Raw genomic sequence first — 24,887 nt, 5'->3', positions numbered from 1 at the left:
TGTTTAAAAGGAGGAATTAAAAATGACTACAGTACGTGAAGTTATGACTAAAGATGTGAAAGCTTGTGCACCGCACGACCCAGTAACAGCAGCTGCAAAATTAATGCGTGATATTAATTGTGGCTCTGTGCCGGTGTGTCAAGAAAATCGAGTAATGGGAATGATCACAGACCGTGATATCGTGTTAAATTGCGTAGCGGATGGAAAAGATTGCAACACTGTGCATTGCCATGATTGTATGACTAAAGATGTAATTACGTGTTCTCCGGATACGGATATTCATGAGTGTGCACGTATGATGGCTGACCATCAAATTCGCCGCATTATTGTAGTGGAGAATAATAATATGGTTGGAATCTGTGCAATCGGCGACCTTGCGACAGTGAACGTATATGTTGATGAAGCCGGTGCGGCATTAAGCGAAATTTCTAATCAAGTTCATTAAAACTTTTTAGCATATAAATCCTTAATGCTTGTACAAAATAACCCTGTCTGCAAGGAGGTGCTAATATGCCAAATTTAAACGATAACAAATTTAAAAAGATTCAATCTGAGAGTCAAAAGCAAGGAAAGTCTCAAGAGGAATATGCGGCTGAGCTTGACGCTAATCGTGCCAAAAGCCAAAAGAAAAAATAACAATAAAAAAGGATTACAATCGGCAGAGGCTCGTTTGTAATCCTTTTTATCATCCCGCTTTGTTACAGGCGGCGATCAGTTATAAATGTATAGTGAGTATATGCTTCATACTTCTCACCGGGCTTTAATACACAAGAAGGAAAATGCTTATGATGAATAGCGTCTGGCAAACCTTGTGTTTCTAAGCAAACGCCAAGGTATTTCTCTGAGTAAACCCCTCTAATTTCGAACTCTTCGTCTAGATGATTTCCCGTATAGAGAACGACTGAAGGCTGATCCGTTTTGACTTCTATTTTGCGGCCGCTTGCAGGATCAAATAATGACATCTGATTTTCAGCTTCTGCTTCTAAAAGAAATGGATGATCGTATCCTTTACCCACTAATACATTTTGCGGATGGGTGGATTCCACTCCTTCCTTGAGACTATGTCCTTCTCTAAAATCAAATGGGGTATCTGTGACGTTTAACATTTCTCCAGTAGGTAAAAGATCATCATTTAACTCTAAGAATTCGTTACTTTTCAGCTTCAAAACATGATCCAACACCGTTTCTTTTAGATTTCCGCTTAAATTGAAATACGTATGATTTGTTAAATTGATAAGAGTATCTTGATCTGTTGTTCCTTCGTAAGAAATATGGAACTCATTTTTATTCGTTAATGTATACGTCACTTTCACTTCAAGGTTGCCGGGATACCCTTCTTCTCCGTTTTTACTTACATATGTAAATTCAACGCCTACATGATCACTTGCATCAATTGTTTTGGCATTCCATATTTTGTGACTAAATCCTTCTGATCCGCCATGCAAATGGTTGTTTCCTTCATTTTTCTCTAGACGATAGGTTTCATTATTAAGCTCAAAGGCTGCTCCACCTATACGCCCCGCTACGCGTCCGACCACAGCTCCGAAATAAGGAGAATACTTTTGGTATTCTTCTATTGAATCAAATCCCAACACAACACTTTCAATCTTCCCTTCCGAATCCGGCATTTCAATATTTGATATCACACATCCATAGTCAAGGCAGGTGATTTTAAGCCCTTCATCATTTAATAAGGTATAAGCATGTACAGCTTGATTGTTTAGTTCGCCAAATTTTTCAAAATTCACTTTCATTTTTAATCAGTCCAATCCTCTTTTTATTCGTAAATTTCTTAACAGACCCTATATGTTATAAACATCGGATATGTTTTTATAGTTCCCTCTGTAATCCTTCCCGAATCTTCATTATTCTCATTTTATTGTAATCGTGTACATTTCCTAATTCAAGCTTGAATGATAAAGGCTGGTTACTGTTTGTCATTGCTATTTCTTTAGTATTCCTAAGTATTCTTCCCAAGGTCCTACATCTTCTCTGTATCGTTCTGCCATTACTCGAACAATTTGGGCAATATGCGTTAAATCGTGAGCAACCCAAGTCGAGAGCAACTCTCTGACTTTTACTTCCCCAAACTCCGGGTGTTCTCCTCTCATTTCAAGAAGCTTTTCATGCTTAATTAGAAGCTTTAGTTGTTGTAAATTCTGCATTCTTATCATGTTGAATTCAAGAAGCTTTTCATCAATCGAACTAGTAGATTCCTTGTGTAAATGAGCATAGCGGTCAAACGGAGGGAAAGCTTCCCCTTTTCCTTCTTGAAGGATAAATTCTAGCCTTGGTATCCAATTGTTTTTTTCTGCTTCTATTAAATGTTCTATTACTTCCGAGGTATTCCAAGTTCCGTCTCCTTCATTACATTGCAGCCACCCTGCAGATAGTCCCGATAAAAATTTTTCAAGCGTTTGTGGCGTATGCTCAAGTATTTCAATCGCTTCTTTTAAATTAAAATTCATGTAAATTCCCCTTTCGACAAATATGACTTTCACCGTAATAATAATGAGCTGTCAGTTGTGTGAAAATTCTTTCGATTATAGTCAATTTTACCACAATTGACTGCTATTAAAGGAAGAAGCTAATCTTCTACTTACTTTAAGATTTACTAAAACAAAAACAGAACACACGTTTGGTTTTTCTGTAGAAATATGATAAAATATACATAGGCTAGAATGCAGTGAGTACCAGTTTGGATGGGTACTGCTCATCGGTAAAATAGATTGCTAGCGACTTTTTCATCTTGAGCTTTCCGTTTGAATTGGAGTGAGACAACAGTGAGTAAAAATCAAAAGCGATGGACAAAAGAAGAAGATAGATTTCTTATCCGACACTATGGCGCTATGACGCTTCAAAAGATGAGTGAGCATTTACATAGAAGTAAGGAATCGGTTAATAAACGGCTTACTCGATTAAATCTTCGTGATTCAGATACAGCTTTACGTAAAAAATGGACGCTTGAACAAGATGCTTTTTTACAGGAGAACATTGATACCATGAATAACCGTGAAATGGCACACTCCTTGGGCAGAAGTCCTTCTTCTATTGCTACGCGCATAAAAGTTTTGGGACTAACACGAAAAACTGCGATGCGAAGATGGACCGTACAAGAAGACGAATATTTGCTAAGGTATTACGGAGTAAAATCTCTTTCGCGCATATCAGCGAAATTGCAGCGAAGTGTGCAAGCACTAGAATCGAGGTTAAGTCGTTTAGAGGTGTATGGAGCTAAATCGCACGTAGGACATATTACAGCGTGTGAACTAGCAGCCTGCCTTGAAGTAGATGTTCATACAATTTACAAGTGGATTCATAAAGAGAATCTACCGTATAAAATGATTATCGCCAAGACAAGAACATTCATGGGAATTGACATTCAATCTTTTTGGAAGTGGGCTGAACAAAATAAATCATGCCTTAACTTTTTTAAAATACCTAAAAATACGCTTATTCCAGAACCAGCGTGGGTGGATGAACAAAGAAAGCTAGACTATGTAAAGCGCCCTAAATACGAGCATAAAAAGTGGACAGCAGAAGAAGATGCCAGATTGTGGCGTATGTTTTATCAGGAAAAGCGCAGTCAGCGAGAAATTGGAGAGCTGCTCGGGCGTTCGAGAAATAGCGTGCAGCGACGCTTAGAGCGTTTGCGTAAAAAGAAGCTAGCTAGTTAAACGATAAAAAGCTTGGGATAATGCTTATCCCAAGCTTTTTTCATTAATAATACGACTTTTTGTTAAGCTTTAACTGCTTTTTCCCAATCTGCTGCAAATTTTTCCATTCCTTGGTCAGTTAACGGATGTTTTGCTAATTGCTCAATAACAGCGTATGGAATTGTGGCAATATGAGCCCCTGCAAGTGCTACGCGCGTTACATGATCCGGATGTCTTACGGATGCGGCGATAATTTGAGAGTCGATGTTTTGAACGCGGAATAACTCAGCAATTTTAGATACTAGCTGTACCCCGTCTTCTGAAATATCATCAAGACGTCCTAAAAATGGAGAAACATACGTCGCTCCAGCACGAGCTGCTAAAAGCGCTTGGTTTACTGTAAAGATTAGGGTTACATTTGTTTTTACGCCTTTTTTTGCAAGATAGCGCGTCGCTTCCAAGCCAGCCAATGTCATAGGCAGCTTAATCGTAATATTTTTATCTCCGTCGTTAATTTTAATCAGTTCTTCTGCTTGAGCGATCATGTCTTCAGCAGAAAGTGCGTCAGGCGTTACTTCAGCGGAAACGGATTCAACTTCCGGTACCATTTGAAGGATTTCTTCGATGCGGTCTTCAAATCTTACTCCTTCTTTTGCTACTAAAGATGGATTGGTTGTTACACCAGCTAGAACACCTACCTTGTATGCTTTCTTAATATCCTCAAGGTTTGCTGTATCAATAAAAAATTTCATCTCACTATTCCTCCTTATTGTTGTACATCAATCTGCATTTCAACTTGCGAACTATAGCCTAACCAATTTGTTGCAGAGCATATAGATTTTCTATAGAAGCGTTTTCAATCTCTTTTGCAGTTAATACCTTTAATTTTTCTAAAAATTGTATGGCGTCCACTCGGTCTTCAATGTCTTCCTCTGTACGAATATTCTCCGTTTTAATCTGATGGATACATTCGTTGATGACTTCTTTGTACGCATTCGTTTTGATAAACCATTCTGCTAATAGCGTTTTTGTTGCTTCTCTTTCTTCTTCACTTTTAACTGCAAACAAACTCTCTGTTTCCGTTTCACTCAGCATAAGGCTGCTAAAATCGTGATTCATACAAAGCCAAAAATAACCTTTTTGGCTATCGTAATACTTTCCTTCTCTTAAAAGAAGATACTTGATTCCAAATTTAATTTTATGAGATTGATTTTCTGAACTAGGCATATGAATTTCTTTTATTTCTACGCTTTCTGATACATCCAGATATGTTTCTAAACCGTACTTTGTATTCACTATTTTTGCATCCAATATGTCCATCCTCATTCTCCTTTTCTCAAATTCTATTTATTTTTATAAAAACAGAGGTCTGATTTTATGTAATAACGAATCCAGTTTTTGTGGATGTTTTTCTTAACCAACCAACATGTTTTACTGTTTACGCTTTCATTATATATCAGATTATTCGAAAAATCATCAAAAACAATCAAATTCATTCAAAAAAAGTCATAAAATCGTATAAAATAGTCAAAAAAGGTCATTAGACATCAAAAGATGATGTGAATTTATATTGAATTATAAGATTAATAGAATTTCTTCTTGTGTGTTGATCGGGAAAAATACAAACTTATAAAAGGCTTTTTATAATACTATTATAAAAATTATGGGTAAAGTAGCTAAACTCAATGATGTACTAATAAGCGTTGCACTTGAAACAAATTCTGGCTCAGTATTAAATTGCAGCGCATACATGGTCGTGTTTGCTGCTGTTGGCATAGCGGCCGTAATAATCATAATCTGTTTAACCATGTCATCAACTGGAAGAAACAAAGTAAGTAAATAAGCAACGGCAGGAGAAATGATCAGTTTAATTATAAGTGATAAAGAAACTTTGCTCTTAGCTAAATTTTTCACTGATATTTTTGCCAGCTGCATGCCGAGTACAATCATAACGGTAGGAATTGCTGCATTTGCTACTAAATCTACCGCTTCGAGAACTGATTTTCCTAAATGAATATTGAAAAATTGTAAAAAAGCTCCCAAAAAGGCGCTATATATAGCAGGCATGCGCTGAACAGCACGAGTAGCTGAACGTATACCATTTCCTTCTGCACTTCCTTTGGCGGCGTAGTAGACTCCAATTGTACACATTGCCAGCTGTTGAATAACCATTAAAATGATTGCACAGTCAAGTCCTGAAACTCCAAAGATGAGTAAAATCACAGGGGTACCGTAATTCCCATTGTTCATAAAAGAGGAAGCTAATATCATTCCGCATGTCTCTCGAGTAGAATACTTCTGAATAAACGCCACAATATATACAACTATAATTAAAGTAAAACAAAGAGCAAATGTATAAAAAGCAAGATATAAATAATCGAACTGAAATTTTGTCGTATAAAATGTTCTAAAGACTAATATCGGGGACATTAAATAAAGCGCCATGGTGGATATTGTTTTCGTATCGAATCCTATTTTCTTTTGTCCAATAAAACCTAATGCAAATATGCCGAAAATAGGTAATAAAATTGTTAAAAATTCCATTTTAATCACCTGTTTCTATTCTATTCCTTAGAGAAACAATTGAAAAGCCTAGATAGTCAACTCTCTAGGCTTTTCACTCCCTAATTCATGTATGTTCCGCCATTTACATTAATGGATTCACCCGTTATAAAATCAGACATACTTGAAGCTAAAAATAGAACGCTTTCCCCAACATTTTGAGGAGTTCCTAACTTATTTAACGGAATTCGCTTTGTTACTTCTTTCCTGTAGTCATCTGTCCATTGATTGCTCATGTCCGTTTCTACAGGCCCTGGACATACAGCATTTACAAAAATATTATGATGCGCCATTTCTAAAGCTAAATGCATCGTAAGGTAGTTAACTGCAGCTTTTGAAGCTCCGTAAGATGGCGCTGCATTTTTATGAGCCGTTTTGGCTGTTGTAGAACTTACATTGACGATTTTCCCGTAGTTTCGCTCTATCATATAAGGCAAGGCGGCTTTACAGAAATATAACGTTCCATTCAAATTAACATCTAATACCTTTTTCCAATCATTCAAAGTCATTTCTAATGTTGAGCTGCGCATATTGATACCCGCATTATTTATTAAAATATCAACTTTTCCAAAACGCTCTACAGCAGCTCTTACAACCTCGGTTGCAACATTTGGATCTGCTACATCCCCAGCTTTTACAATACATTCTCTACCTAACTCCTCAACCTGTAAAGCTAATTCATTTAATAAAGTCTGATTCGTACCGTGTATAACTAATGAGGCACCGTTTTTAGCTAAAGTTAAAGCGATAGCCTTTCCAATACCTCTACTAGCTCCTGTAATAATCGCAATTTTGTTTTCCAAAAGCATACTTTATCCCTCCGAAGTATATGAAGCTATTAAAACTTTATGAATTCTTCTGACACACACACATATTTAATAGCTTGTCTAAAATACGTAAAAGCAATATGAATTTTTCCATCAGCGCTTTGTTTAATAGAAGGATATGAGTATTCTCTATTTAATTTTTCTTTTGAATTATTGGTCATTGCATAGCCATCCCCTATTTCAATATCCTTTTTATATGGCCATGTTCTCCCTCCATCTTCTGAAATCGCAACTGTCATCGGTGCTCTAGGCGCTCCCCAAAATGCTTGTCTGCCTTCATCATCTTTTTCAGGCGTATCTTGATTAGCAGACAGAATATCTGTATCCTCTTCATCTTCAATTTCATCATAAAGCGACAGCCTGCGCTCTGTACAATTCTCGGCGTTCATATTGTTAAACACGAGCGCTAAATGCCCGTTATTTAATTTTGTGAATTGAATAGAAGAATTGTTATTAGGTAACTGCGTTGGAATGGGCTCGCTCCACGTTTTCCCGTAATCATTTGAACGGCTGCTATAAATATGATCAGCCCAGCGGCTGCGGAATAATGCTAAAAGCGTACCATCATCTAATTTTTCAATATTCATATGAACACACCCTAAGCTATTAGGCACTTCATACTCTTCCCAAGACTCACCTTGATCTTTTGAGATTTTTACCGCGCTTATATCTTTATTTCCTGTCCACTTTTGTCCCCGAGGCGTAATGCAATAGAAAACAGGCAAAAGCCAATCACCGTTATCTAATACAACAATAGGCTGTCGAATAAAAGTACCTGGCTGATCAAACAAAGTTTCAATAGGTCCCCACGAATAGCCTTCATCTTCCGAAATACGATATCTTACAATCGCTGTGTCTTGATTACCGGATTTTTGTGCCGTGTACAATAACCATAATTTATTGTCTGGAGCACGAAATAAAATGGGGTTTTGCTCAGAACGAGCGGGATCGTCTGAAAGTTTTACAGCTTTACTCCATTCTTTTTGGCCTTTTTTAAGCCTTGATAGATAAATGTGGATGTCGGCTATTCCCTCTTGTGTGCCGCCAAACCAAGTGCATAACAGGTCACCATTGTCTAACACAAGTAAATTAGAAGCATGATTTTGTATACAATCAGAAGGAATATATGCCTCTACATGTTCCAATCCGTCTGGACACATTTTTAATTTTCCATCTGCTACAATAGTCGTTGATTGATTACTCATTACATATCTCCCCTTTTAACGTATTAACGTAAACTAAGCTATTTTCTACTTTGCATCTATATATTCTACAGTATTAGATTCAGTATTTTCAGACTTTTTTACTTTTCCACCAATAAATCGATCAATTATCATCACGATAAAGGGTGTAATAACAGCAACATACATATTGTCAATACCAAAAGGGTTTCCTAGCAAATACCATGCAGTTGTGAAAATACCGGACATTGCTAAGCCGATAGTTGCACCTCGGTTTGAACTAAAGAATGGAAGATAAAATCCCATTGCAGCTACCACAGCAATAGATGTTCTCAATGCACGAGTGAAAAAAGATAAAGTTAATAGTTCCGGAGCTAAAACCACACCAAGTAAAGGGATGATACCAACAATCACAGAAATAATTCGAGTCATCTTCATCTGTTTTTCTGCAGATGGTTTAGCTTTTGGAACATAAAAATCGTCAACAATTAATGTTGTTGTAGCTAAAGCCACGGTTGAAACCCCAACGAAAATGGATGCTACTAAGGACGTTGCTACAATTGCTGTTAAAACTGGATTCATATGTTCTAAGAATACTGGAAACGCATAGATAGGATCGATATTTGGATACAAATATCGTGCACATACCCCAATCACTCCGATTGCCAATGCAAGCGGCAAGCATAATAGTGCTGCATATAAACTTGATTTTTTAGCTGCTTTTGCACTTTTTGACGACGTAATGGCTTGAATAATAAATTGTGTAGAGAAAATAGCTCCCATATTTCCAATAAGCCATGCAAAAATGGTCCCTCCACCAATCGTTCCATCCCATGTAAAGTAGCTTTTTGGCAGTTCGTGCACGATAGGCTTGAATCCACCGCAAAGGTACAATGCCACTCCTACTGTGATCAAGACACCCACATATTTCACAAATGAGTGAAGAATGGTTACCCAAGCTACCCCTTTCATTCCACCAAATGTAAAATAAAATGTACTGACAATGGCTGTAATAATAGCACATGTCATCAATGGTAAACCTAACAAAGAAGCAATGGCCGCAGAACCACTCAAGTAGTTTCCTAGATTCACAAGTAAAAGAGCAGCTATCATAATAATTGATACAACCGTTTTTGTAGATCTTCCAAATTTCTGCTCAATTATACCGGAAATAGTATATTTTCCAGTCCCATAAAATTTATTAACCAAAAAGAATGAAAAGAGGAAAAAAGCAATTGTTACCGTAATAAGTGACCAAGAAGCCGCGATACCACCAGTAAATGATGATTCAGCAGTCCCCACTGTTGATTTAGTGCCGATAAACTCTGACATTAATAAGATTCCAACTACAAGCGCTGGCAATGTTTTGGCCGCGTTATTAAATTCCGCGCTGGATTTACTTCTTAATCTCATTGTTAACCATGTTGTAAATAGAATATATACAACAATTACTGCTAAAACAAAAATCAGGCTTGAAGGATTTAATGCTTTCATCATAGATTTCCTCCTATAATAACAACAGAATTTTGATATATGTCGATAAAACTTTCAATATTTTAGGATTTATTTTTCTCAATGCCTCTACCATTTTTTCTGTTCTAAAAAGATTCATTGGTCAGTAGTCAAACGTTTTATGCAGATATTTATTAAGCGCTTTCATTTATGTTCTGTGAAGAAGTAATAAAACATTACAAAATATAACTCACTGTCTTCAGAGTTCTTTGATTAAAATTCATATTATTACCACTACTATGCTCATAATAAAAGATCTTCAAATTCCTCCGAAGACATTTTATAAAAAATTGATAACAACGCCACTTTTAAAACTTATTTAAAACCTTTTTAGGCGACAATTCTGCGGCGGACTGGAGAGCAGCTAACATACTTCTTTCATCAGCAATTCCTGTTCCTGCGATATCAAATGCTGTACCGTGATCGACAGAAGTGCGAATAACGCCGCCGTTTAAACCAACTGTAATGTTGACACCCTCTTCTAACCCTAGGACTTTAATAGGCACATGTCCCTGATCGTGATAACAAGCGATGACAATATCGAAATCTCCGCGAACTGCACGGAAAAATAGCGTATCTGCAGGGTATGGACCTGTAACATTTATCCCTTCAGAAGCTGCAATTTGAATACCAGGAATTAGTTTTTCTTCCTCTTCTCCTTCTCCAAATAAACCGTTCTCTCCAGCGTGAGGGTTAATTCCACAAACGGCAATTCGCGGGTTTTTATACCCTGCGCGACTTAATGTTTCATGAGCAAGTTTGATAACGGTGTATGTTCGTTCCGGTGTAATAGCATCTATTGCTTTTTTTAATCCTACATGAGTAGTAAGGTGGATGACTTTTAGCTTTGGTGAAGATAACATCATGGAATAATCCTTTGTATTCGTAAGCTCTGCCAAAATTTCAGTATGGCCAGGGTAAGTGTAGCCGCCTTTATGTAATGCTTCTTTATTTAAAGGTGCCGTACAAATGGCCTGTATCTCTTGCTTTTTTGCTAATTCAATCGCTTTTTTAATAAATTTAAACGCTGCGCTCCCAGCTAATGATGAGATTTCTCCAACTGGAAGATCTTCCGGCACTAAGTCCAAATGAAGACAATCAATTACGCCATGAGTAAATTCTCCTTGATTTACCTCGTTAACGCGATGGACAGTTAACGAGGTTTGTGTCATTTTGATCGCTCTTTCTATTATCTTAGCGTCTCCTACAACAATAGGACGACAAGCTTCATAAACCGATGGATCTGCTAGTGCTTTTACAATAACTTCTGGACCTACTCCAGCTGCATCGCCCATTGTAATTCCGATAACAGGTTTCATCATATTCCTCCTTTAAAATTCACTTCAATTTTTATTGCACTGTTTAATTATTTGCTTAATCTTACAGAGGGTTCCCAAACATCTTTTTTCCCCTGCAGCTTCGATTTAGCTTTAAGCATAGCTACATCTGTACCAAAACTTCCTGCTTTCGTTACAGCGAAAATCTCTCTTTTATAATCTAACTTGCCAAGTGGTATACCAGGCTCCACTTCGTCAATCAAATGAAGTCTATGAACCTGTAATTGACTTAACACTTGTTGAGCCGTGTCTCCTCCTGTAAGAAAAAGATTAGTAACATTACATTGATTAATTAGATCTACAGCTACTTCTCCCATGGCCATTGAAATATAGTCACTTATTTCAATAGCGCTATAGCCTTGTTTTTTACCAATCTCTTGTGTTTCTTTTACTTCTTCTGAAGAGAATAAAGCAATACTTTTTCCTGTTTTCAGAAATGTTAAAGCCCTCTTTATTACCTGATCTATTTCTTTTTGTCTGGAACCACCGTCTAAAATGATTTTTGATGGGTTCATTTCTACACTGATGGTGTCAGAGTATAGTAATAGTTGGTTCAACTGATTTCTTCCAACTTTACTTACGCTTCCAATAACAAATAGCACAGGTTGATCATTTCTTAGAAAACTGACTTTCTTTGTGGATGGCTGTAGTCCATAAGCTTGAGGTAAATAGTTAATTAACCCGCTTGAACCGGACCATACAACAGAAAATTCTGTCTTTTTTATCGTTTCAACGAGACATTTAAGATCTGATTCATGAATTGAATCTACTGTGATATATGAAATGTTTTGATTTTTGTATGCTTTAAGCTTTTTGAAGATAAATTCATATCCTGCATGAAGATCTTTGTACGAAAGATGGCCCACTTCCTTTTGCGCTTGGTTTTTAACCAGTCGGGCAATTAAAGAATCCTTTACGGGAGTTTTAGGATCGTTCGCTACTTCAGTTTCATCTAAACGTTTTTGATTCAGAAAATGTACGCCGTTAATCACTTGTCTTCCAGCCTCTGGAAAGGCTGGAGCGATAAAAACAAAATCAGGTTGAAATACGTCGTAAACAGCATTAATTTCTTGTCCGATATTGCCTCTCATTGTGGAGTCAATTTTTTTGTAAATAACATCAAACGTTTCACTTTGAATTCTTTCGCAAACGTTTTTAACTCTTTCGTAAGCCTCTTTCCCTGAAACAGCGCGGCTATCTGTATTAAATATAAAAGCTTCTTTTTTATTTAAATTACTATTGTCATCGGTCAAAACGACAGAAACATCTAACCCATAACGAACTAATTGTCCCCCGCAATCACTTGCGCCTGTTAAATCATCAGAAATAACGGATATTTTCATAGAATGTCATCACCTTTTTAAACAAGTAATTTACGGTAAATTCCTTCCATATCTTTCAAACTTACTTCTTTAGGATTATTATTTAATAATCGTGTTACTTTTGAAGCGGAAAGAGCTAGCCCTGGAACATCGTCTTCCTTTACTCCATATTCTTTTAGATTTTGTGGAATTTCTAAAACGTTTGTCCATTCTACAATACGATTTACTACTTTTTGAGCTACTTCGGTTTTCGAAAAACCTTCTACTTTAATTCCCATAGGCTCGGCTACAAGGAACAACCGATCTTCAATGGCATCCATGTTAAACTCCATCACATGAGGTAAAAGCATCGAATTAGCTACACCGTGAGGAATTTTAAATTTTCCGCCTAGCGGATATGCTAAGGCATGAACCGCAGCAGTACCTGCACTTGTTAAAGCCATTCCACCGTACATAGAACCTACAAGCATTTTTTCTCGCGCCTCGACCGAATTCCCATTTTGATAAGCTTCTATAATACTAGACGAGATGAGACGAATTGATTCTAATGCAACCATATCGCTTATTAAATTTGATTTATTTGAAATGAATGATTCTAATGAGTGAGTAAATGCATCCATTCCTGTTGCAGCTGTGATAGGTCTTGGTAAACTTAATGTTAGAACTGGATCGAGTACCACTAATTTAGGCAATAAATACTTACTTACAATTCCAATCTTTAATTCTTCATCGGGCAGTGTAACAATCGCATTAGGCGTTACTTCCGAACCTGTTCCTGAAGTAGTTGGAATTAAGATAGTTGGTGTACCTGGGTTTTTAACTAAATCTGTACCTAATAGTTCACGGATAGATTGGTTATTTGTTTGTAAGACTGAAAGAATTTTTGTTGCATCAAGCACGCTTCCTCCACCAAATCCAATTAATACATCATACTGTTCTTTGCTAATAGCTTGAAAAACTTCCTCAATGTTTTCAATCGTTGGCTCTGGAAGAACATCAATATTTACATAGGCTGATACGCCTTTGTTAGATAACTGATGAATAAGCTTCTCGACAAAACCTAACCTTTTCATCGATGGTTGAGTAATAATTAAGGCTGACTTGACTTCTGTACCTAATAGAGAAAGGTGTTCTCCTACTTTTTCAATTGAGTTTGGTCCTGCGATAAGATGATTTGCTGTTTGAAATTGATAAAGCTTTTGCATCATTTTAACCTCTTTCCCTTATAGTTAGTTTATTTTAAAGTGCATTCTGTTTTTTATAGCCCGCAACCATTTCTTTTACCTTTTCAAGTCCCTCTCCTGATAGTTCAGAGACTGGCAGTTTAGGAGGGCCTACCGGAATTCCATATAGTTCGACAGCTTTTTTCAAAGCCGATGGAAGCGTCCCGTATTGAAATGTGTCTCGAAGAGGCTGTAATTTTTTTTGAGCTTCTTCCGCTTCGTTGTTAAATCCCTTTAACCAGCTGGTGTAAATAGATACGACAATATCAGGGACCATATTTGCAGTTGCTGCAACTGCTCCTACTCCTCCTGCTTCTAAGGTCTTTAGTATTAAAGAATCCGTTCCCGCAAACACGGAAAAGTCTTTGTCTTTTGTTACATGAATATAGTTTTTGATATTTTCGAAGCTGCCGCTGCTATCTTTAATTCCTACTATATTAGGAACATCTGCTAGCTTGGCGACAGTGTCGGGTTCTAAGCTCATTCCCGTTTTTGAAGGGATATTGTATAAAAGAACTGGTAAAGATGTTTCTTCTGCTATTCGCTGAAAATGAACGATCACTTCTTCTTGAGTTGGTGTAACAAAGTAAGGAGTAATAACAGAAAGAGCATTTGCACCAAGGTCTTCCATCTGCTTTGATAATTCAATAACTTCTTCTGTACTGTTCCCTCCCGTACCAACAATTACTGGGATTCTTCCTTTGACCTCATTAATGATCACTTGAGCAATTTTTAATTTCTCTTCTTTTGTGAAGAGATGAAATTCACCATTTGTTCCTAAAGCAAAAATGCCGTGGACACCTGATTCAATAAGATGACTAGCTAATTGACGCAGTACCGGTTCGTTTATTGTCTGCTCTTTTGTTAAAGGCGTTAATAACGCTGGAATAATTCCTTTTAACTCCATATTCCTTCCTCCCTACAGTATTTATTTGCATTTAGTTAATTGTTTACTTTTGCAACACATATGTACGATTTACTTTTGTTAAAACGTTTACAATTTGAATTATATACATAAACGTTTAATTAATCAACAGTTAAAGAAGATAAAGTTTAATATTTTCTAAAATGTTTAAAAATTCAACAGCAAAAACCACTTTATCTTTACTAACTTATAGATAAAGTGGTTTTTAAATTTGACTCAATAGAATATATAGGAAATTTCACTTTAGTTTCCGCCACAGAGTGGTTCGATTTATACCTAACCTTTCAGCTGTCTTTGTTTGATTCATACCTTCTTCTAACCATATTCTTTTTATAATTTTTCGTTCGATTTCGTCTAACGTTCCGTTTAAATCAATTTCCTGATTGTCACTTGTAACGCGAATGGTACTTATTACTTTCTTTAGATCATGAAGCTCTAAAAAAGCCCCTTCAGCTAATAGTACACTCTCTTTAATGATCTGTTTTAGCTGTTTTATATTACCAGTCCATTCAAAATTCTTTAAGTTTTCGTTTGCATCGCTACGCATCCCTACGATTTGCTTGCCGAATTTTATATTGTATTCCCCAATAAAGAAAAGAGCTAAGCTTTCGATATCTTCTTTTCTTTCTGTTAATGAAGGAAGGTCCAAGGTTAAACTAGCTAATAAATAATACAACTCTTGATCAAAACGCTGTGTTTCAGTTAAGTATTCGATACTTTTACGCGATAAAGTTATAAAACGGCACGTAGTTGAATTCTTTTTTAAGTAACTCACTAATTGTTTTTGAGTATCCAATTCTAAAAAATCTATATTGTTTAAAATAACGCTTCCATGCGGATTATGGGCTAATAAATCATCATAGGAACTTTTGTCTAGAAGGCGCGCCCATTGTGCTTTTGAGAGAACTTCACAATCTATAATAAGCAGTGGATATTCACGTCTTTCACTATTAACATGAATAAGCTTTGCTAGTCTTCCTTTTCCAGTTCCTTCTTCACCGCTAATCCATACAGGTTCTTCCGTATTAGCATAAATAGTTGCAGCTTTTAAAACACCTTTCATTCTCTCATTTTTTGTGACGACAGTAGTAAGGTTACTTGCAGAGCTTGCTTCGTTTTTTAAAGACACAATTGAGATTCCATCTATACCTTGATTTTCATTGGACTTATATTGATTAATGCGAAACACAATCAATTTTGAATGTGAGGTTTCCAGAGGATATCCTTTTACGGTCCAAAAGTCATCATCCCTACTAAAGACTGTTTCAAATGAACCTGTGTTACATACAGTCTTTACGGCCTCTTCTACATTGAGGTTTTGTTTAAAGCTGTCACTAAAATTCATATTAAAATAAGGATTAGAAAAAATAGCCTGAGACGTTGAATTGTATACAACAATTCCTTCCATTTCATTTTGAATAATATCATAAGACATCAAGTAATTTTTTTTGAAAGACGAAAGAAATCCATATATTTTCTTTGCATTTTGAAAAGATTTTAAAACACTTTCTTTTCCAGAAGTCAGTAATATGCCATTGAGTCCAAGCTTTTCAGCTATTTTTACCGTAATGGCATCTCCAATAATATTTGTATATCCATCTTGCTGTAATTGAACTAAAATAGGCTCGATTTCTTTCTCGCTTTTGACTTTGTATGCAGACATATTGATATCTAGTATTTCACAAATTGTAGAAGCTCCTTCTGAAATAGGAGAGAACCCAACAATTGCTTTTTTTCCTGGGTAACCCTTAGCAAGCGTCAGCACGCGAAGCATATCGTAACCAGAAACTTCAATTTCAACAACCGGGATAGTCAACTCTCTTTGGATGAGTTCCGCCGTTCCTCCTCGACTGATGATGATATCTATGCCATTATGTATTGCATCTTTAGCAAGAGTCAGGCCTTCTTCTAAATCACCTATCTCTACTTGCAACTCGAACTCTTCTTTTTCTCCTAGGGTAATCATTAGCTCTTTTAAACCGTTATAAGGAGCGATAGCCAGTACTTTCATTCAATCACCTTCTGTTGCATTTTTAAACACATCTATAATATACCAAAAAATTCTTTTGATGCAAAATCAATCAACTTACAAATGTTTTAAAAAAAGCTTTATGTCAGTTAAATATAGGCAAGGCTTGAAAACACGGACAAAGGTTACCTGCTAAACGACCTCTTCTTTTATTAGTACAAACTTCTCTATATTGAAAATATACCTACTCATTTCACCGTTTTTTCACTTTAACATGATATCCTGTAGTATACTTTTGTTTCACGTGCTAATTCCCATGAATTTTTGCTATTTAAGGTTATTCGTTTTTATTAGTGGGAAAGTTACATAAATACAACACGTTATAGGGGGACTTTAACATGGATAAAAGAATTGAAACATTAAAAGAAAAGCTGCCTGATAATCATAAAGAGGTTGCTGTTCTGACCTCTCATATTTTTGATGCGCTTGATAAATTAACAACTGAACATCGCAGATATGTTGATATTTCGGCAGCAGCCAAAATAAAGCCGAATCCGGATGAAGAGAAAGCTTTTTTTGATACCATCTATGAAGTAAAAACACTCATTATGTCAGAACTCGAAAAAACCGTTGAAGATATCGAGCACAAAGGTGATAAAAACTGGCATAAGAACTATAAAGATGGAATCGAGTGATAGGTAAATAAGATGTTTAAAAGCCTGTGCTTTTTGGAGCACAGGCTTTTTTCCATGAGATTCTCTACATTTTACTGACTCGATTTGGATAGCTCTTGGAATTCAATCATTGAAGATTTAATACCGTTACTTTTTCACGAGTCATGGATTCAATGCTTTTACGAATACCTTGAGCGCCCATACCGGATCCTTTTACGCCGATAAAAGGAAAATGATCAGGGCCGCGTTCTGTGCGGCCGTTGATTTGAACGGAACCGACTTCCATTTTATTTGCAATTGAGAAGGCTTTATTAATATCTTTTGTAAAAACGCTTGCTTGTAAGCCAAATTCTGATTCGTTTGCGATGTCAATGGCTTCTTGGTCAGAAGCGACGCGGATAATTGGTAACACAGGACCAAATGGTTCTTCCCATGCTACGCGCATAGTATCATTCACGTTATCTAAAAGAGTAGGATAGATAAGGTTGCCTTCACGCTTGTTCCCAGTCACAACTTCTGCACCTTTTCCGAGCGCGTCTGCAATTAAAATTTGAATAAAGTCCGCTGCCTTACTATCAATTAATGGAACGATTGTACATCCATCTTCAGGAGAACCCACTGATAGTTTATGTACTTCTTCTTTTAGGATGTCGACCAGCTCGTTTGCCACTTTTTCATGTACAAGTACACGTTTAATAGCTGTACAGCGCTGACCCGAATAAGAAAATGCTCCGCTTATAATATGTTTTGCTGCTTCCTGTAAATCTGCATCTTCACATACAATACCCGGGTCTTTTCCTCCAAGTTCTAGTACAAGAGGAATCATGCCTGCCTTTTTAGCTAACTGAGTACCCGTATTTGTTCCTCCGGTAAACGAAATCATGTTAATGCCTTTATGTTCAACCAAGTAATCACCAATTACAGATCCCCGGCCCGTTACGACGTTTACAAGTCCTTGTGGAATCCCTGCTTGATCAAGAGCTTCAATCATCTTAATACCGCTGATCGCTCCTTGCGTTGCGGGTTTGAAGATAACTGCATTTCCTGAAATAAGAGCAGGCGCAAGCTTAGCAGCAGACAAATTTACCGGATAGTTAAAAGGAGGAATCGCGAGTACCACGCCTAAAGGCACGCGTTCAACAATCGCAACTTTAGACTTAGAACCTCCAGGAAAACTATCTCCTTTCATGCTTTCTCCGTTCATATGAAGAGCTTCTTCAACTGTATAGCGAATGAAATCTGCCGTGCGTACGACTTCATTCCTTGCATCTTTTAAGCTTTTTCCAACTTCTCTCATAATAATTTCGGCAATTTCACTCTGCATTTTTACCAGCTCATCTGCCCACTTATATAAATATTTGGCACGGTCTTGCAGAGAAGTTTCCGCCCACCCCTTCTGAGCTTTCTGTGCGGCATGTACCGCTTCATCGACTTCTTCTTTTGTGATAGCCTGCACTTTTCCAATCACATCATGACGGTATGGAGAAACAATATCGATCGTCTGCCCTGATTTGCTTTCTTTCCACTCACCGTTAAGATAAAAAGAATAAGTTGATACATTTAAAACCGTTGTTGTCATAAAAAGTCCCCCTTAATAAAAGTGAAATTTATTATCTAAATTTTCAGTCTTTTTTTACGAATGAAAACTATGTGAATATTTGAGCAAAAAGAATTCTACTTGTATTCATTTCTACAACTTTTATATTCCGTGTAACTCCTTAATCTTATACTGCTTACTTGTTGCCTTTAAAGCAGCAGCTTTTTTCTTTTTAACTTAAAACAAACCCTCGTATAATTTAATGAATATTTCGTATTTTTAATATATATAAATTTCTTTCATTCGTACAATATAAATAAGTTATCTTAATGATTAATAATTTTAATGATTCATGCCCCGAATACGAAGAAATCTTTATGGTTTCCTACTTTTTTAAGTGAAATGTCTGTTTTAAGCTCCCTTGATTGTATTTACTTTGGATGGATATTCAGGCGATGCATACACTCTTTTTATTCTATGTGTTGAGAAAATAAAATAAGGGTATGAAATAAATATAGGAAAATGAAGATGAAAGTAGAATATATATTCTAAAGGGAGGGATTTATTGTGATTGTTACTTTAGGTTTTGTGGCATCAATTATTGCGTTGTTTATGCTTTTTACTAACCGGACGTCCAATATCCCGGAAGAAATAATCCATGAAACAACAAATGCCAATAAAGAAGAGCAGTATATGTATTATATATAAAGCGTCTTAACAGACGCTTTTTTGTTGCGCTTTTTACAAAGTCTATAGCGGTTAGAAACGGCCCTCACCTATCATTTATCTTTATTTGTCAGTGCCCGATACCCATAAATAGTTAAACAGAAACCAATAAATGAAAAAAAGATATGTTTTGGTTTAAAGTTGACTAACTTAAATAAGTCCAATCTTATGTTAACATGCCTAAATGTAATCTGATTATGCCTATATCCAAAAAACAGGGTAAGCTCTGTTACTCCGTCAGTTATTTACAACCGGTGGAACAATCATAATTAAGACAGAGCGCAGCTTCCAGCAAAACGTTTAAGAGTCAATTCTTTTTAAATGAAAATATCTGAATTCAAAATACGACAGACTTCGACACTATCTATTTGTTACTATATTTTTTAGGTTCTATTTTTAGATTTGAACCGTTTTTACATAAAAAATTCAATAATTTAAACCTTTAAAATGACGTGGCAAGTGGAGGAAACTTAATGTGTTTCAAATGTAGGCTACTGCTGATAAAGATAGAATTTATACGAAAAATGATGATGATGATTGCCCTAGAAGAAGGGTTTACAAGTAGTAATACGATTAAAATCAGTCAGGATCTAGATGTATTGTTAAATCGGTTTGAAGCTACTTGTTAAGAAATGCTGGTTGATAACAGAAAAAGGATCTTTCGATAAGATCCTTTTTTACTGTTGATCGACAATTATTTGTTTCAAAAAAATGAAGGCAGATGTTATTTAGTAGTACATCTTGATCGTTCGTTCATATTTTATTTAATCATTCTGTGCCTCAAAAAAATCCCACATCATTTTTGAAGCATTAGGACCTTTTGAATCAGTATCTGATCCATTGTCATTTCCACCTGACCATGCATGCCCCATATCCTCTACCATAATTTTTTTCATCCAGATTTTATTTTCTGCATCTACGTAGTCATAAGTTATGTAACTATAATGATTTTCGTTTTCCCTTGAAGTGTAAGAAGCAGCATTTTCATGTAGGTCGATACCGAAATGCTTATATGTATAAATCCACTGCTGAATTAATGTAGACGCATTAATTGGATTAACTGTTGTATCTGATTGGCCATGAAACGTAATGATGGGAACAGGCCGTGCGTAAGGTCCCATTTTCTTATAAGCTTCATCACCGTCAAATTCAGGATTTAGAGATCCATATAGCATAACTTCTCCGGCTGTTATGAGGTCTACAGCATACGCATTACTGCCTGCTGAATGAATGCCTACCGCTTTAAATATATCAGGATAAGCAATAGCCATCACATTCGCCATAAAGCCTCCAGCTGACATGCCAGCAAGGTAGATATTAGTAGAATCAATCGCATATTTAGTGGTTATGTGATCAATCATATCTTTTATTATGTCTGGCTCTCCATTACCGCGAAACTGGTTATACTCATAAAACCAATTCCAGCACCCGTTGGAATTAGCAAAGTAATTCATTTGGGGATAGAGAACAATAAAACCTTTTTCTTCCGCTAGCTTATTCATTTCCGTACCCGCAGCAAAATCATCTGCGTCTTGTTGACATCCATGAAGCATAACGATTAATGGTACTTTACTTAACCCAGTATATGTACTTGGAACATATACCTTGTAGGTAAAGTAATCATCATAATTATACTCTTTCCAAATAGGGCGAAAGAACGCACTCTGTAATTCTATTAAAAAAGTTGAAGCGCTTAAAACTGGATTCATAAAAAAGGAACATAAAGTATTCACGGAGTTTACCCTCTCTCTATTTCTGATGTATATACTCTCTATTTCGTTATATCACAAAATAATCCTTTTATTATGTATCTTATCTTTCATATATGTCTTTCATTATTTTTCTCTTCACTCTTTAGTGGTACAAATTCATAGAGTAAGTTATGCTCTGCGTTGGGTAACAACTTTAGGTGATTTAGTATGTTTAATACAAGTATACGCGTGGAATATTAGACAAAGATAATGAACTTCATTTCGAATGCATCCCGCTGCTAATCAGTGGGATAAATTTGTGATAAAAGGAGACATACACATGAAATATACAGTCATCACCGGAGCAAGTTCAGGAATTGGATATGAAACGGCTCTCGCGTTTGCAAAGCGTGGCAAAAACCTTATCTTAGCTGCTCGCCGAGAAGATAAATTAGAAGAGTTAAAAACTGAAATTACAAGTAACCATCAGAACGTCGACGTTGTTATTAAATCTGTTGATTTATCAACTGCAGAAAACGCGCATGAGTTTTATAAGTCGTTGCAAGGTTATGAACTAGAAACGTTTATTAACAACGCAGGCTTTGGAGATTTTAGTTTGATTGCAGATCAAGATTTAAATAAAGTGGAGAAAATGCTTCATTTAAATATCGAGGCATTAACCATTCTTTCATCTTTATTTGTAAAAGATTATGAAAACGTTGAAGGCACACAGCTTATCAATATTTCTTCAAGAGCAGGCTATAACGTAGTAGCTACTTCCATTACGTATTCCGCCACAAAATTTTATGTAAGTGCATTTACAGAAGGCATAGCTCAGGAACTAAAAACAAAAGGAGCTAAAATGCAGGCAAAAGTATTAGCCCCTGCTGCTACGGAAACAGAATTTGCTCAGCGCTCGTTTGGTACAGACAGCTTTGAGTATAAGGGGAAAGTTGCTAAGTATCACACGTCAAAAGAAATGGCTGAATTTCTGTTAGCCCTCTACGATAGCGATAAAACAGTGGGTCTTATCGAAGAAGGCACGCGTGAGTTTAGCTTAAAAGACCCTATCTTTCCTTATTCTGAACCAACTACAAAATAAATATCTTTTAAGTGTATAAAAAAGGACTGGCTTTTTATAGCCAGTCCTTTTTATGTTATCGAACGATTATTTGTTTAAGCAAAATTAAAAACTCACATTATTTGGCGGGATGTTGTCGTCTTTGTCATCTGTTTTCAACTCGGACTCTATGTATGAATCTTTAGAGGATTCTCCCATACGCCAATAAACAAGAAAGCTGATGGCAATACACCCTGCTACATAGAAGAAGAAAATTGATTCATGGCCAATACTTTTTAGCCATAGGGCGATAAATTCTGCTGTCCCTCCAAATATGGCAACTGTAAGTCCGTACGGTAATCCTACACCAAGAGCTCGAATCTCCGTTGGAAAAAGCTCAGCTTTTACAATAGCGTTAATAGATGTATAGCCTGTTACAATGATAAGTCCAACTGTCATTAATAGAAAGGCCATGACTGGGTTATGTGCTTGTTTCATAAAAAGAAACAGCGGTACAGTCAGCAATGTTCCCAAAATACCAAAGCTCATTAACAGAGGTCTGCGTCCAATTTTATCAGATAGCATCCCTGCTATTGGCTGAATGACAACAAATACAAGCAGCGCACAGAAGTTAATCCAGCTTACGACCCCTTTATCCAGCCCTACACTGTTTACCATAAATTTTTGTAGATACGTTGTATACGTATAAAATGCAACCGTTCCTCCTAATGTTAAACCAATAACGGTCAACACTGCTTTAGGGTGCTTCATGAGTGCTTTAATAGTCCCTGCATTTTCACGGCTTTCAGAGTCCATTTTAGAAAATTGCTCTGACTCATCCATCGTACGTCGCAGCCATAAAACGCTTAGCGCGCCGATGGCTCCAATAACAAAAGGAATACGCCAGCCCCATGAAATCATATCTGCTTCACTAAGAACGTTTTGCAGAATAATTTGAACACCTAATGCTACCAGCTGACCAGCAACAAGCGTTACATACTGAAAGCTTGAATAAAATCCTCTTCGCCCGCTGCTCGCCATTTCAGAAAGATAAGTTGCAGACGTTCCGTATTCTCCCCCTAAGGAGATTCCTTGAAGCAAACGTGCGAGTACTAGAATAATAGGAGATAATAACCCTATTGTGCCATAGCTAGGGGTACAAGCGATAATCAAAGAACCGCTCGCCATGATGGTAATAGATAAGGTAAGCGCAGCACGGCGACCATATCGATCGGCATAGCGTCCCATTAGCAAACTACCGATTGGACGCATTAAGAAACCAACAGCGAAGATTGCGGCTGTGTTAAGCAGCTGACTTGTTGGATCGCCTTCTGGGAAAAATTGCGATGAAAAATAGACGGCAAAAGCAGAGTAAACGTACCAATCGTACCATTCAATTAAATTTCCAACAGATCCTTTAAAAATATTACTTGTAACACGCCTGTTGTTTGCAGCTTCACTAGTATGAGCCATAATTAATCCCTCTTTTCTTTAAGTAGTGTTTTCTTCTGTACAACTTTATAGATAAAGATTTAGTTTATTTTATAATGCCTTTTTCTTCATAATACTTTTTTGCACCCGGGTGCAGTGGTAAAGGAAGTTGTTCTACCGCTTTTGCTAACGTTATTTTTTCAGCAGAGCTATTTGTTTGCTCAAGCTCTTCTATGTTTTCAAACAAAGCTTTTGTCAGTTCATATACTTTTTTTTGCGGCATATCTTTATTAGTAATCAAAAGGTTTTTAACCATGACTGTTTTTGTTTCTGTGTTGACATCCTTATATGTATCAGCCGGAATCATCCCACTCCCTAGTGGCGGGTATGATTTTTTTAATTTTTCTGTCACTTCTTCAGGCACTGAAATCAGTTCAATTTCGTTCGTTGAGGCTAACTCTGTAATTCCTGAGTTAGGATATCCAGAAGAAAGAAAAGCTGCATCTGCGGTTCCATTTTTAATTCCTTCAATCCCTTCAGAAAAAGGTAGAAACCGTGCATGAAAATCCTGAGTGCTGATGTCCATGCTGTTTAGAATTCTCATAGCCAATACCTCTGTACCACTGCCAAGCGCTCCTACTACCACGTTTTTCCCTTTTAAATCTTGAAGCGTATGAATTCTAGCCGACTTCAGAGCTACAATTTGCATATAGTTTGGATATAAAGAAGCTACTGCTCTTACATTGGATAAATCTTTCTTATTAATTACGGCTTTTTCTTTTCCCCGAGAACTTGCCAGCATATCTGCCATCGAAAAGCCGAGCTCGGCTTTTTTTTGCGCAATTTTACTAATATTTTCTACAGAAGCGTCCGTTGTCTCTACGCTGGCTTGGATTCCTAGCTTTTCTCCATAAACTCTGGCTAGAGCATTGCCTAACTGAAAGTAAACACCTGTTGGTCCTCCTGTTACAATAGTAAGCGGTTTGTCGTCAAACCCTTCACTAGCCTTTGCGTTAGAGTCAGTGCTGTTTTCTTTTTCCTTATGAATAGTTAGTAAATCTCTATTTAAGACGGCTATGATAAATAGTAAACAGAAAACGAGCGCCACCCCTATATATCTCTTCATTTATTCACCTCTATTTTCTTTGATGTGGGCGCTTACAATAATATGTTGCAATTTTCGTGCCAACAAAAAAACGCTTAAATGGCAGAGGAACTGACAAGAACCCGGCAAAAAATGCCGGGTAGAAACGG

At 36.6% G+C, this 24,887-nt stretch carries 24 protein-coding genes; 7 read left to right on the top strand and 17 right to left on the bottom strand.

Going from position 1 to position 24,887, the window contains the following annotated elements:
- The first annotated feature begins 22 nt into the window (after window positions 1–22).
- Both NST66_RS07880 and NST66_RS07875 read left to right on the top strand, forming a co-directional pair.
- Complete coding sequence (locus tag NST66_RS07880; protein ID WP_013056563.1) at window positions 23–445, top strand: CBS domain-containing protein; 423 nt, start codon at window positions 23–25, stop codon at window positions 443–445.
- Between the two features lie 65 nt (window positions 446–510).
- The gene (locus NST66_RS07875) at window positions 511–636 is read left to right on the top strand and encodes a hypothetical protein (RefSeq protein ID WP_013056562.1); all 126 of its coding nucleotides are present in this window, start codon (window positions 511–513) and stop codon (window positions 634–636) included.
- A 62-nt stretch (window positions 637–698) separates the two neighbouring features.
- On the opposite strand, the gene NST66_RS07870 is transcribed toward NST66_RS07875, so the two are convergent.
- Together NST66_RS07870 and NST66_RS07865 are read right to left on the bottom strand one after the other, a co-directional pair.
- The gene (locus tag NST66_RS07870) at window positions 699–1,754 is read right to left on the bottom strand and encodes an aldose epimerase family protein (protein WP_340843250.1); all 1,056 of its coding nucleotides are present in this window, start codon (window positions 1,752–1,754) and stop codon (window positions 699–701) included.
- A gap of 189 nt (window positions 1,755–1,943) precedes the next feature.
- The gene (locus tag NST66_RS07865; protein WP_340843249.1) at window positions 1,944–2,468 is read right to left on the bottom strand and encodes a DinB family protein; all 525 of its coding nucleotides are present in this window, start codon (window positions 2,466–2,468) and stop codon (window positions 1,944–1,946) included.
- 315 nt (window positions 2,469–2,783) lie between these two features.
- Between NST66_RS07865 and NST66_RS07860 the strand changes: the two genes are divergently transcribed.
- Window positions 2,784–3,677, top strand: a complete 894-nt coding sequence (locus NST66_RS07860; protein ID WP_340843248.1) for a sigma-70 family RNA polymerase sigma factor — start codon at window positions 2,784–2,786, stop codon at window positions 3,675–3,677.
- A gap of 62 nt (window positions 3,678–3,739) precedes the next feature.
- Here NST66_RS07860 and fsa read toward each other — a convergent pair whose 3' ends face one another.
- The 11 genes from fsa to NST66_RS07805 all read right to left on the bottom strand — a co-directional run bounded on the left by fsa (window position 3,740) and on the right by NST66_RS07805 (window position 16,556).
- Entirely contained in the window at window positions 3,740–4,408 is a 669-nt protein-coding gene (gene fsa / locus NST66_RS07855) for a fructose-6-phosphate aldolase (protein ID WP_013082751.1), read from the bottom strand.
- Window positions 4,409–4,466: 58 nt separating this feature from the next.
- A complete protein-coding gene (locus tag NST66_RS07850) occupies window positions 4,467–4,976 on the bottom strand; it encodes a hypothetical protein (RefSeq protein ID WP_340843247.1) in 510 nt (169 codons plus the stop codon).
- A gap of 321 nt (window positions 4,977–5,297) precedes the next feature.
- Window positions 5,298–6,200 (bottom strand): AEC family transporter, encoded by a 903-nt coding sequence (locus NST66_RS07845; protein ID WP_340843246.1) that lies wholly within the window; start codon window positions 6,198–6,200, stop codon window positions 5,298–5,300.
- 80 nt (window positions 6,201–6,280) lie between these two features.
- Window positions 6,281–7,027 carry an SDR family NAD(P)-dependent oxidoreductase gene (locus NST66_RS07840; protein ID WP_340843245.1) on the bottom strand — a complete coding sequence of 249 codons (747 nt, stop codon included), beginning with the start codon at window positions 7,025–7,027 and terminating at the stop codon, window positions 6,281–6,283.
- Window positions 7,028–7,056: 29 nt separating this feature from the next.
- Window positions 7,057–8,250, bottom strand: coding sequence for a sialidase family protein (locus tag NST66_RS07835; RefSeq protein ID WP_340843244.1), 1,194 nt, complete (start codon window positions 8,248–8,250; stop codon window positions 7,057–7,059).
- 45 nt (window positions 8,251–8,295) lie between these two features.
- A complete protein-coding gene (locus NST66_RS07830) occupies window positions 8,296–9,720 on the bottom strand; it encodes a sodium:solute symporter family protein (RefSeq protein ID WP_340843762.1) in 1,425 nt (474 codons plus the stop codon).
- 326 nt (window positions 9,721–10,046) lie between these two features.
- Window positions 10,047–11,060, bottom strand: coding sequence for a 4-hydroxythreonine-4-phosphate dehydrogenase PdxA (pdxA, locus tag NST66_RS07825; RefSeq protein WP_340843243.1), 1,014 nt, complete (start codon window positions 11,058–11,060; stop codon window positions 10,047–10,049).
- Window positions 11,061–11,104: 44 nt separating this feature from the next.
- Window positions 11,105–12,418 (bottom strand): four-carbon acid sugar kinase family protein, encoded by a 1,314-nt coding sequence (locus NST66_RS07820; RefSeq protein ID WP_340843242.1) that lies wholly within the window; start codon window positions 12,416–12,418, stop codon window positions 11,105–11,107.
- A gap of 17 nt (window positions 12,419–12,435) precedes the next feature.
- Window positions 12,436–13,602, bottom strand: coding sequence for an iron-containing alcohol dehydrogenase (locus tag NST66_RS07815; protein ID WP_340843761.1), 1,167 nt, complete (start codon window positions 13,600–13,602; stop codon window positions 12,436–12,438).
- 34 nt (window positions 13,603–13,636) lie between these two features.
- Window positions 13,637–14,527: a 4-hydroxy-tetrahydrodipicolinate synthase gene (gene dapA / locus NST66_RS07810; RefSeq protein WP_340843241.1), complete on the bottom strand. Its 891-nt coding sequence runs from the start codon at window positions 14,525–14,527 to the stop codon at window positions 13,637–13,639.
- 256 nt (window positions 14,528–14,783) lie between these two features.
- The gene (locus tag NST66_RS07805; protein WP_340843240.1) at window positions 14,784–16,556 is read right to left on the bottom strand and encodes a PrpR N-terminal domain-containing protein; all 1,773 of its coding nucleotides are present in this window, start codon (window positions 16,554–16,556) and stop codon (window positions 14,784–14,786) included.
- 356 nt (window positions 16,557–16,912) lie between these two features.
- On the opposite strand from NST66_RS07805, the gene NST66_RS07800 reads away from it, so the two are divergent.
- Entirely contained in the window at window positions 16,913–17,209 is a 297-nt protein-coding gene (locus NST66_RS07800) for a hypothetical protein (RefSeq protein ID WP_028413740.1), read from the top strand.
- 106 nt (window positions 17,210–17,315) lie between these two features.
- On the opposite strand, the gene NST66_RS07795 is transcribed toward NST66_RS07800, so the two are convergent.
- Complete coding sequence (locus tag NST66_RS07795) at window positions 17,316–18,767, bottom strand: NADP-dependent glyceraldehyde-3-phosphate dehydrogenase (RefSeq protein WP_033578695.1); 1,452 nt, start codon at window positions 18,765–18,767, stop codon at window positions 17,316–17,318.
- Window positions 18,768–19,292: 525 nt separating this feature from the next.
- Between NST66_RS07795 and NST66_RS07790 the strand changes: the two genes are divergently transcribed.
- Together NST66_RS07790 and NST66_RS07785 are read left to right on the top strand one after the other, a co-directional pair.
- The gene (locus NST66_RS07790) at window positions 19,293–19,433 is read left to right on the top strand and encodes a hypothetical protein (protein ID WP_165573386.1); all 141 of its coding nucleotides are present in this window, start codon (window positions 19,293–19,295) and stop codon (window positions 19,431–19,433) included.
- Between the two features lie 491 nt (window positions 19,434–19,924).
- Complete coding sequence (locus NST66_RS07785) at window positions 19,925–20,080, top strand: aspartyl-phosphate phosphatase Spo0E family protein (RefSeq protein WP_016763750.1); 156 nt, start codon at window positions 19,925–19,927, stop codon at window positions 20,078–20,080.
- 135 nt (window positions 20,081–20,215) lie between these two features.
- Here the strand turns inward: NST66_RS07785 and NST66_RS07780 are convergent, their stop codons facing one another.
- Window positions 20,216–21,184, bottom strand: coding sequence for an extracellular catalytic domain type 1 short-chain-length polyhydroxyalkanoate depolymerase (locus NST66_RS07780; RefSeq protein ID WP_049164062.1), 969 nt, complete (start codon window positions 21,182–21,184; stop codon window positions 20,216–20,218).
- Window positions 21,185–21,482: 298 nt separating this feature from the next.
- On the opposite strand from NST66_RS07780, the gene NST66_RS07775 reads away from it, so the two are divergent.
- Window positions 21,483–22,244, top strand: a complete 762-nt coding sequence (locus NST66_RS07775; RefSeq protein WP_049164060.1) for an SDR family NAD(P)-dependent oxidoreductase — start codon at window positions 21,483–21,485, stop codon at window positions 22,242–22,244.
- An 84-nt stretch (window positions 22,245–22,328) separates the two neighbouring features.
- Here the strand turns inward: NST66_RS07775 and NST66_RS07770 are convergent, their stop codons facing one another.
- Complete coding sequence (locus tag NST66_RS07770) at window positions 22,329–23,675, bottom strand: MFS transporter (protein WP_049164058.1); 1,347 nt, start codon at window positions 23,673–23,675, stop codon at window positions 22,329–22,331.
- Window positions 23,676–23,739: 64 nt separating this feature from the next.
- A complete protein-coding gene (locus tag NST66_RS07765) occupies window positions 23,740–24,759 on the bottom strand; it encodes a TAXI family TRAP transporter solute-binding subunit (RefSeq protein ID WP_098626727.1) in 1,020 nt (339 codons plus the stop codon).
- Between the last annotated feature and the right edge of the window lie 128 nt (window positions 24,760–24,887).

It is taken from the genome of Priestia sp. FSL W8-0524 (assembly GCF_038005965.1).
GTDB classification, from domain to species: domain Bacteria; phylum Bacillota; class Bacilli; order Bacillales; family Bacillaceae_H; genus Priestia; species Priestia zanthoxyli.
The sequence above is the reverse complement of the archived record's forward strand: the minus strand, read 5'-3'. Positions and strand labels throughout refer to the sequence as shown.

Excerpts from the sequence above, each read along its gene's own strand:
- NST66_RS07880 (WP_013056563.1), top strand. The coding sequence starts at position 23 with ATGACTACAGTACGTGAAGTTATGACTAAAGATGTGAAAGCTTGTGCA.
- NST66_RS07875 (WP_013056562.1), top strand. The coding sequence starts at position 511 with ATGCCAAATTTAAACGATAACAAATTTAAAAAGATTCAATCTGAGAGT.
- NST66_RS07870 (WP_340843250.1), bottom strand. The coding sequence starts at position 1,754 with ATGAAAGTGAATTTTGAAAAATTTGGCGAACTAAACAATCAAGCTGTA.
- NST66_RS07865 (WP_340843249.1), bottom strand. The coding sequence starts at position 2,468 with ATGAATTTTAATTTAAAAGAAGCGATTGAAATACTTGAGCATACGCCA.
- fsa (WP_013082751.1), bottom strand. The coding sequence starts at position 4,408 with ATGAAATTTTTTATTGATACAGCAAACCTTGAGGATATTAAGAAAGCA.
- NST66_RS07850 (WP_340843247.1), bottom strand. The coding sequence starts at position 4,976 with ATGGACATATTGGATGCAAAAATAGTGAATACAAAGTACGGTTTAGAA.
- NST66_RS07845 (WP_340843246.1), bottom strand. The coding sequence starts at position 6,200 with ATGGAATTTTTAACAATTTTATTACCTATTTTCGGCATATTTGCATTA.
- NST66_RS07840 (WP_340843245.1), bottom strand. The coding sequence starts at position 7,027 with ATGCTTTTGGAAAACAAAATTGCGATTATTACAGGAGCTAGTAGAGGT.
- NST66_RS07835 (WP_340843244.1), bottom strand. The coding sequence starts at position 8,250 with ATGAGTAATCAATCAACGACTATTGTAGCAGATGGAAAATTAAAAATG.
- NST66_RS07830 (WP_340843762.1), bottom strand. The coding sequence starts at position 9,720 with ATGAAAGCATTAAATCCTTCAAGCCTGATTTTTGTTTTAGCAGTAATT.
- pdxA (WP_340843243.1), bottom strand. The coding sequence starts at position 11,060 with ATGATGAAACCTGTTATCGGAATTACAATGGGCGATGCAGCTGGAGTA.
- NST66_RS07820 (WP_340843242.1), bottom strand. The coding sequence starts at position 12,418 with ATGAAAATATCCGTTATTTCTGATGATTTAACAGGCGCAAGTGATTGC.
- NST66_RS07815 (WP_340843761.1), bottom strand. The coding sequence starts at position 13,602 with ATGCAAAAGCTTTATCAATTTCAAACAGCAAATCATCTTATCGCAGGA.
- dapA (WP_340843241.1), bottom strand. The coding sequence starts at position 14,527 with ATGGAGTTAAAAGGAATTATTCCAGCGTTATTAACGCCTTTAACAAAA.
- NST66_RS07805 (WP_340843240.1), bottom strand. The coding sequence starts at position 16,556 with ATGAAAGTACTGGCTATCGCTCCTTATAACGGTTTAAAAGAGCTAATG.
- NST66_RS07800 (WP_028413740.1), top strand. The coding sequence starts at position 16,913 with ATGGATAAAAGAATTGAAACATTAAAAGAAAAGCTGCCTGATAATCAT.
- NST66_RS07795 (WP_033578695.1), bottom strand. The coding sequence starts at position 18,767 with ATGACAACAACGGTTTTAAATGTATCAACTTATTCTTTTTATCTTAAC.
- NST66_RS07785 (WP_016763750.1), top strand. The coding sequence starts at position 19,925 with ATGTGTTTCAAATGTAGGCTACTGCTGATAAAGATAGAATTTATACGA.
- NST66_RS07775 (WP_049164060.1), top strand. The coding sequence starts at position 21,483 with ATGAAATATACAGTCATCACCGGAGCAAGTTCAGGAATTGGATATGAA.
- NST66_RS07770 (WP_049164058.1), bottom strand. The coding sequence starts at position 23,675 with ATGGCTCATACTAGTGAAGCTGCAAACAACAGGCGTGTTACAAGTAAT.
- NST66_RS07765 (WP_098626727.1), bottom strand. The coding sequence starts at position 24,759 with ATGAAGAGATATATAGGGGTGGCGCTCGTTTTCTGTTTACTATTTATC.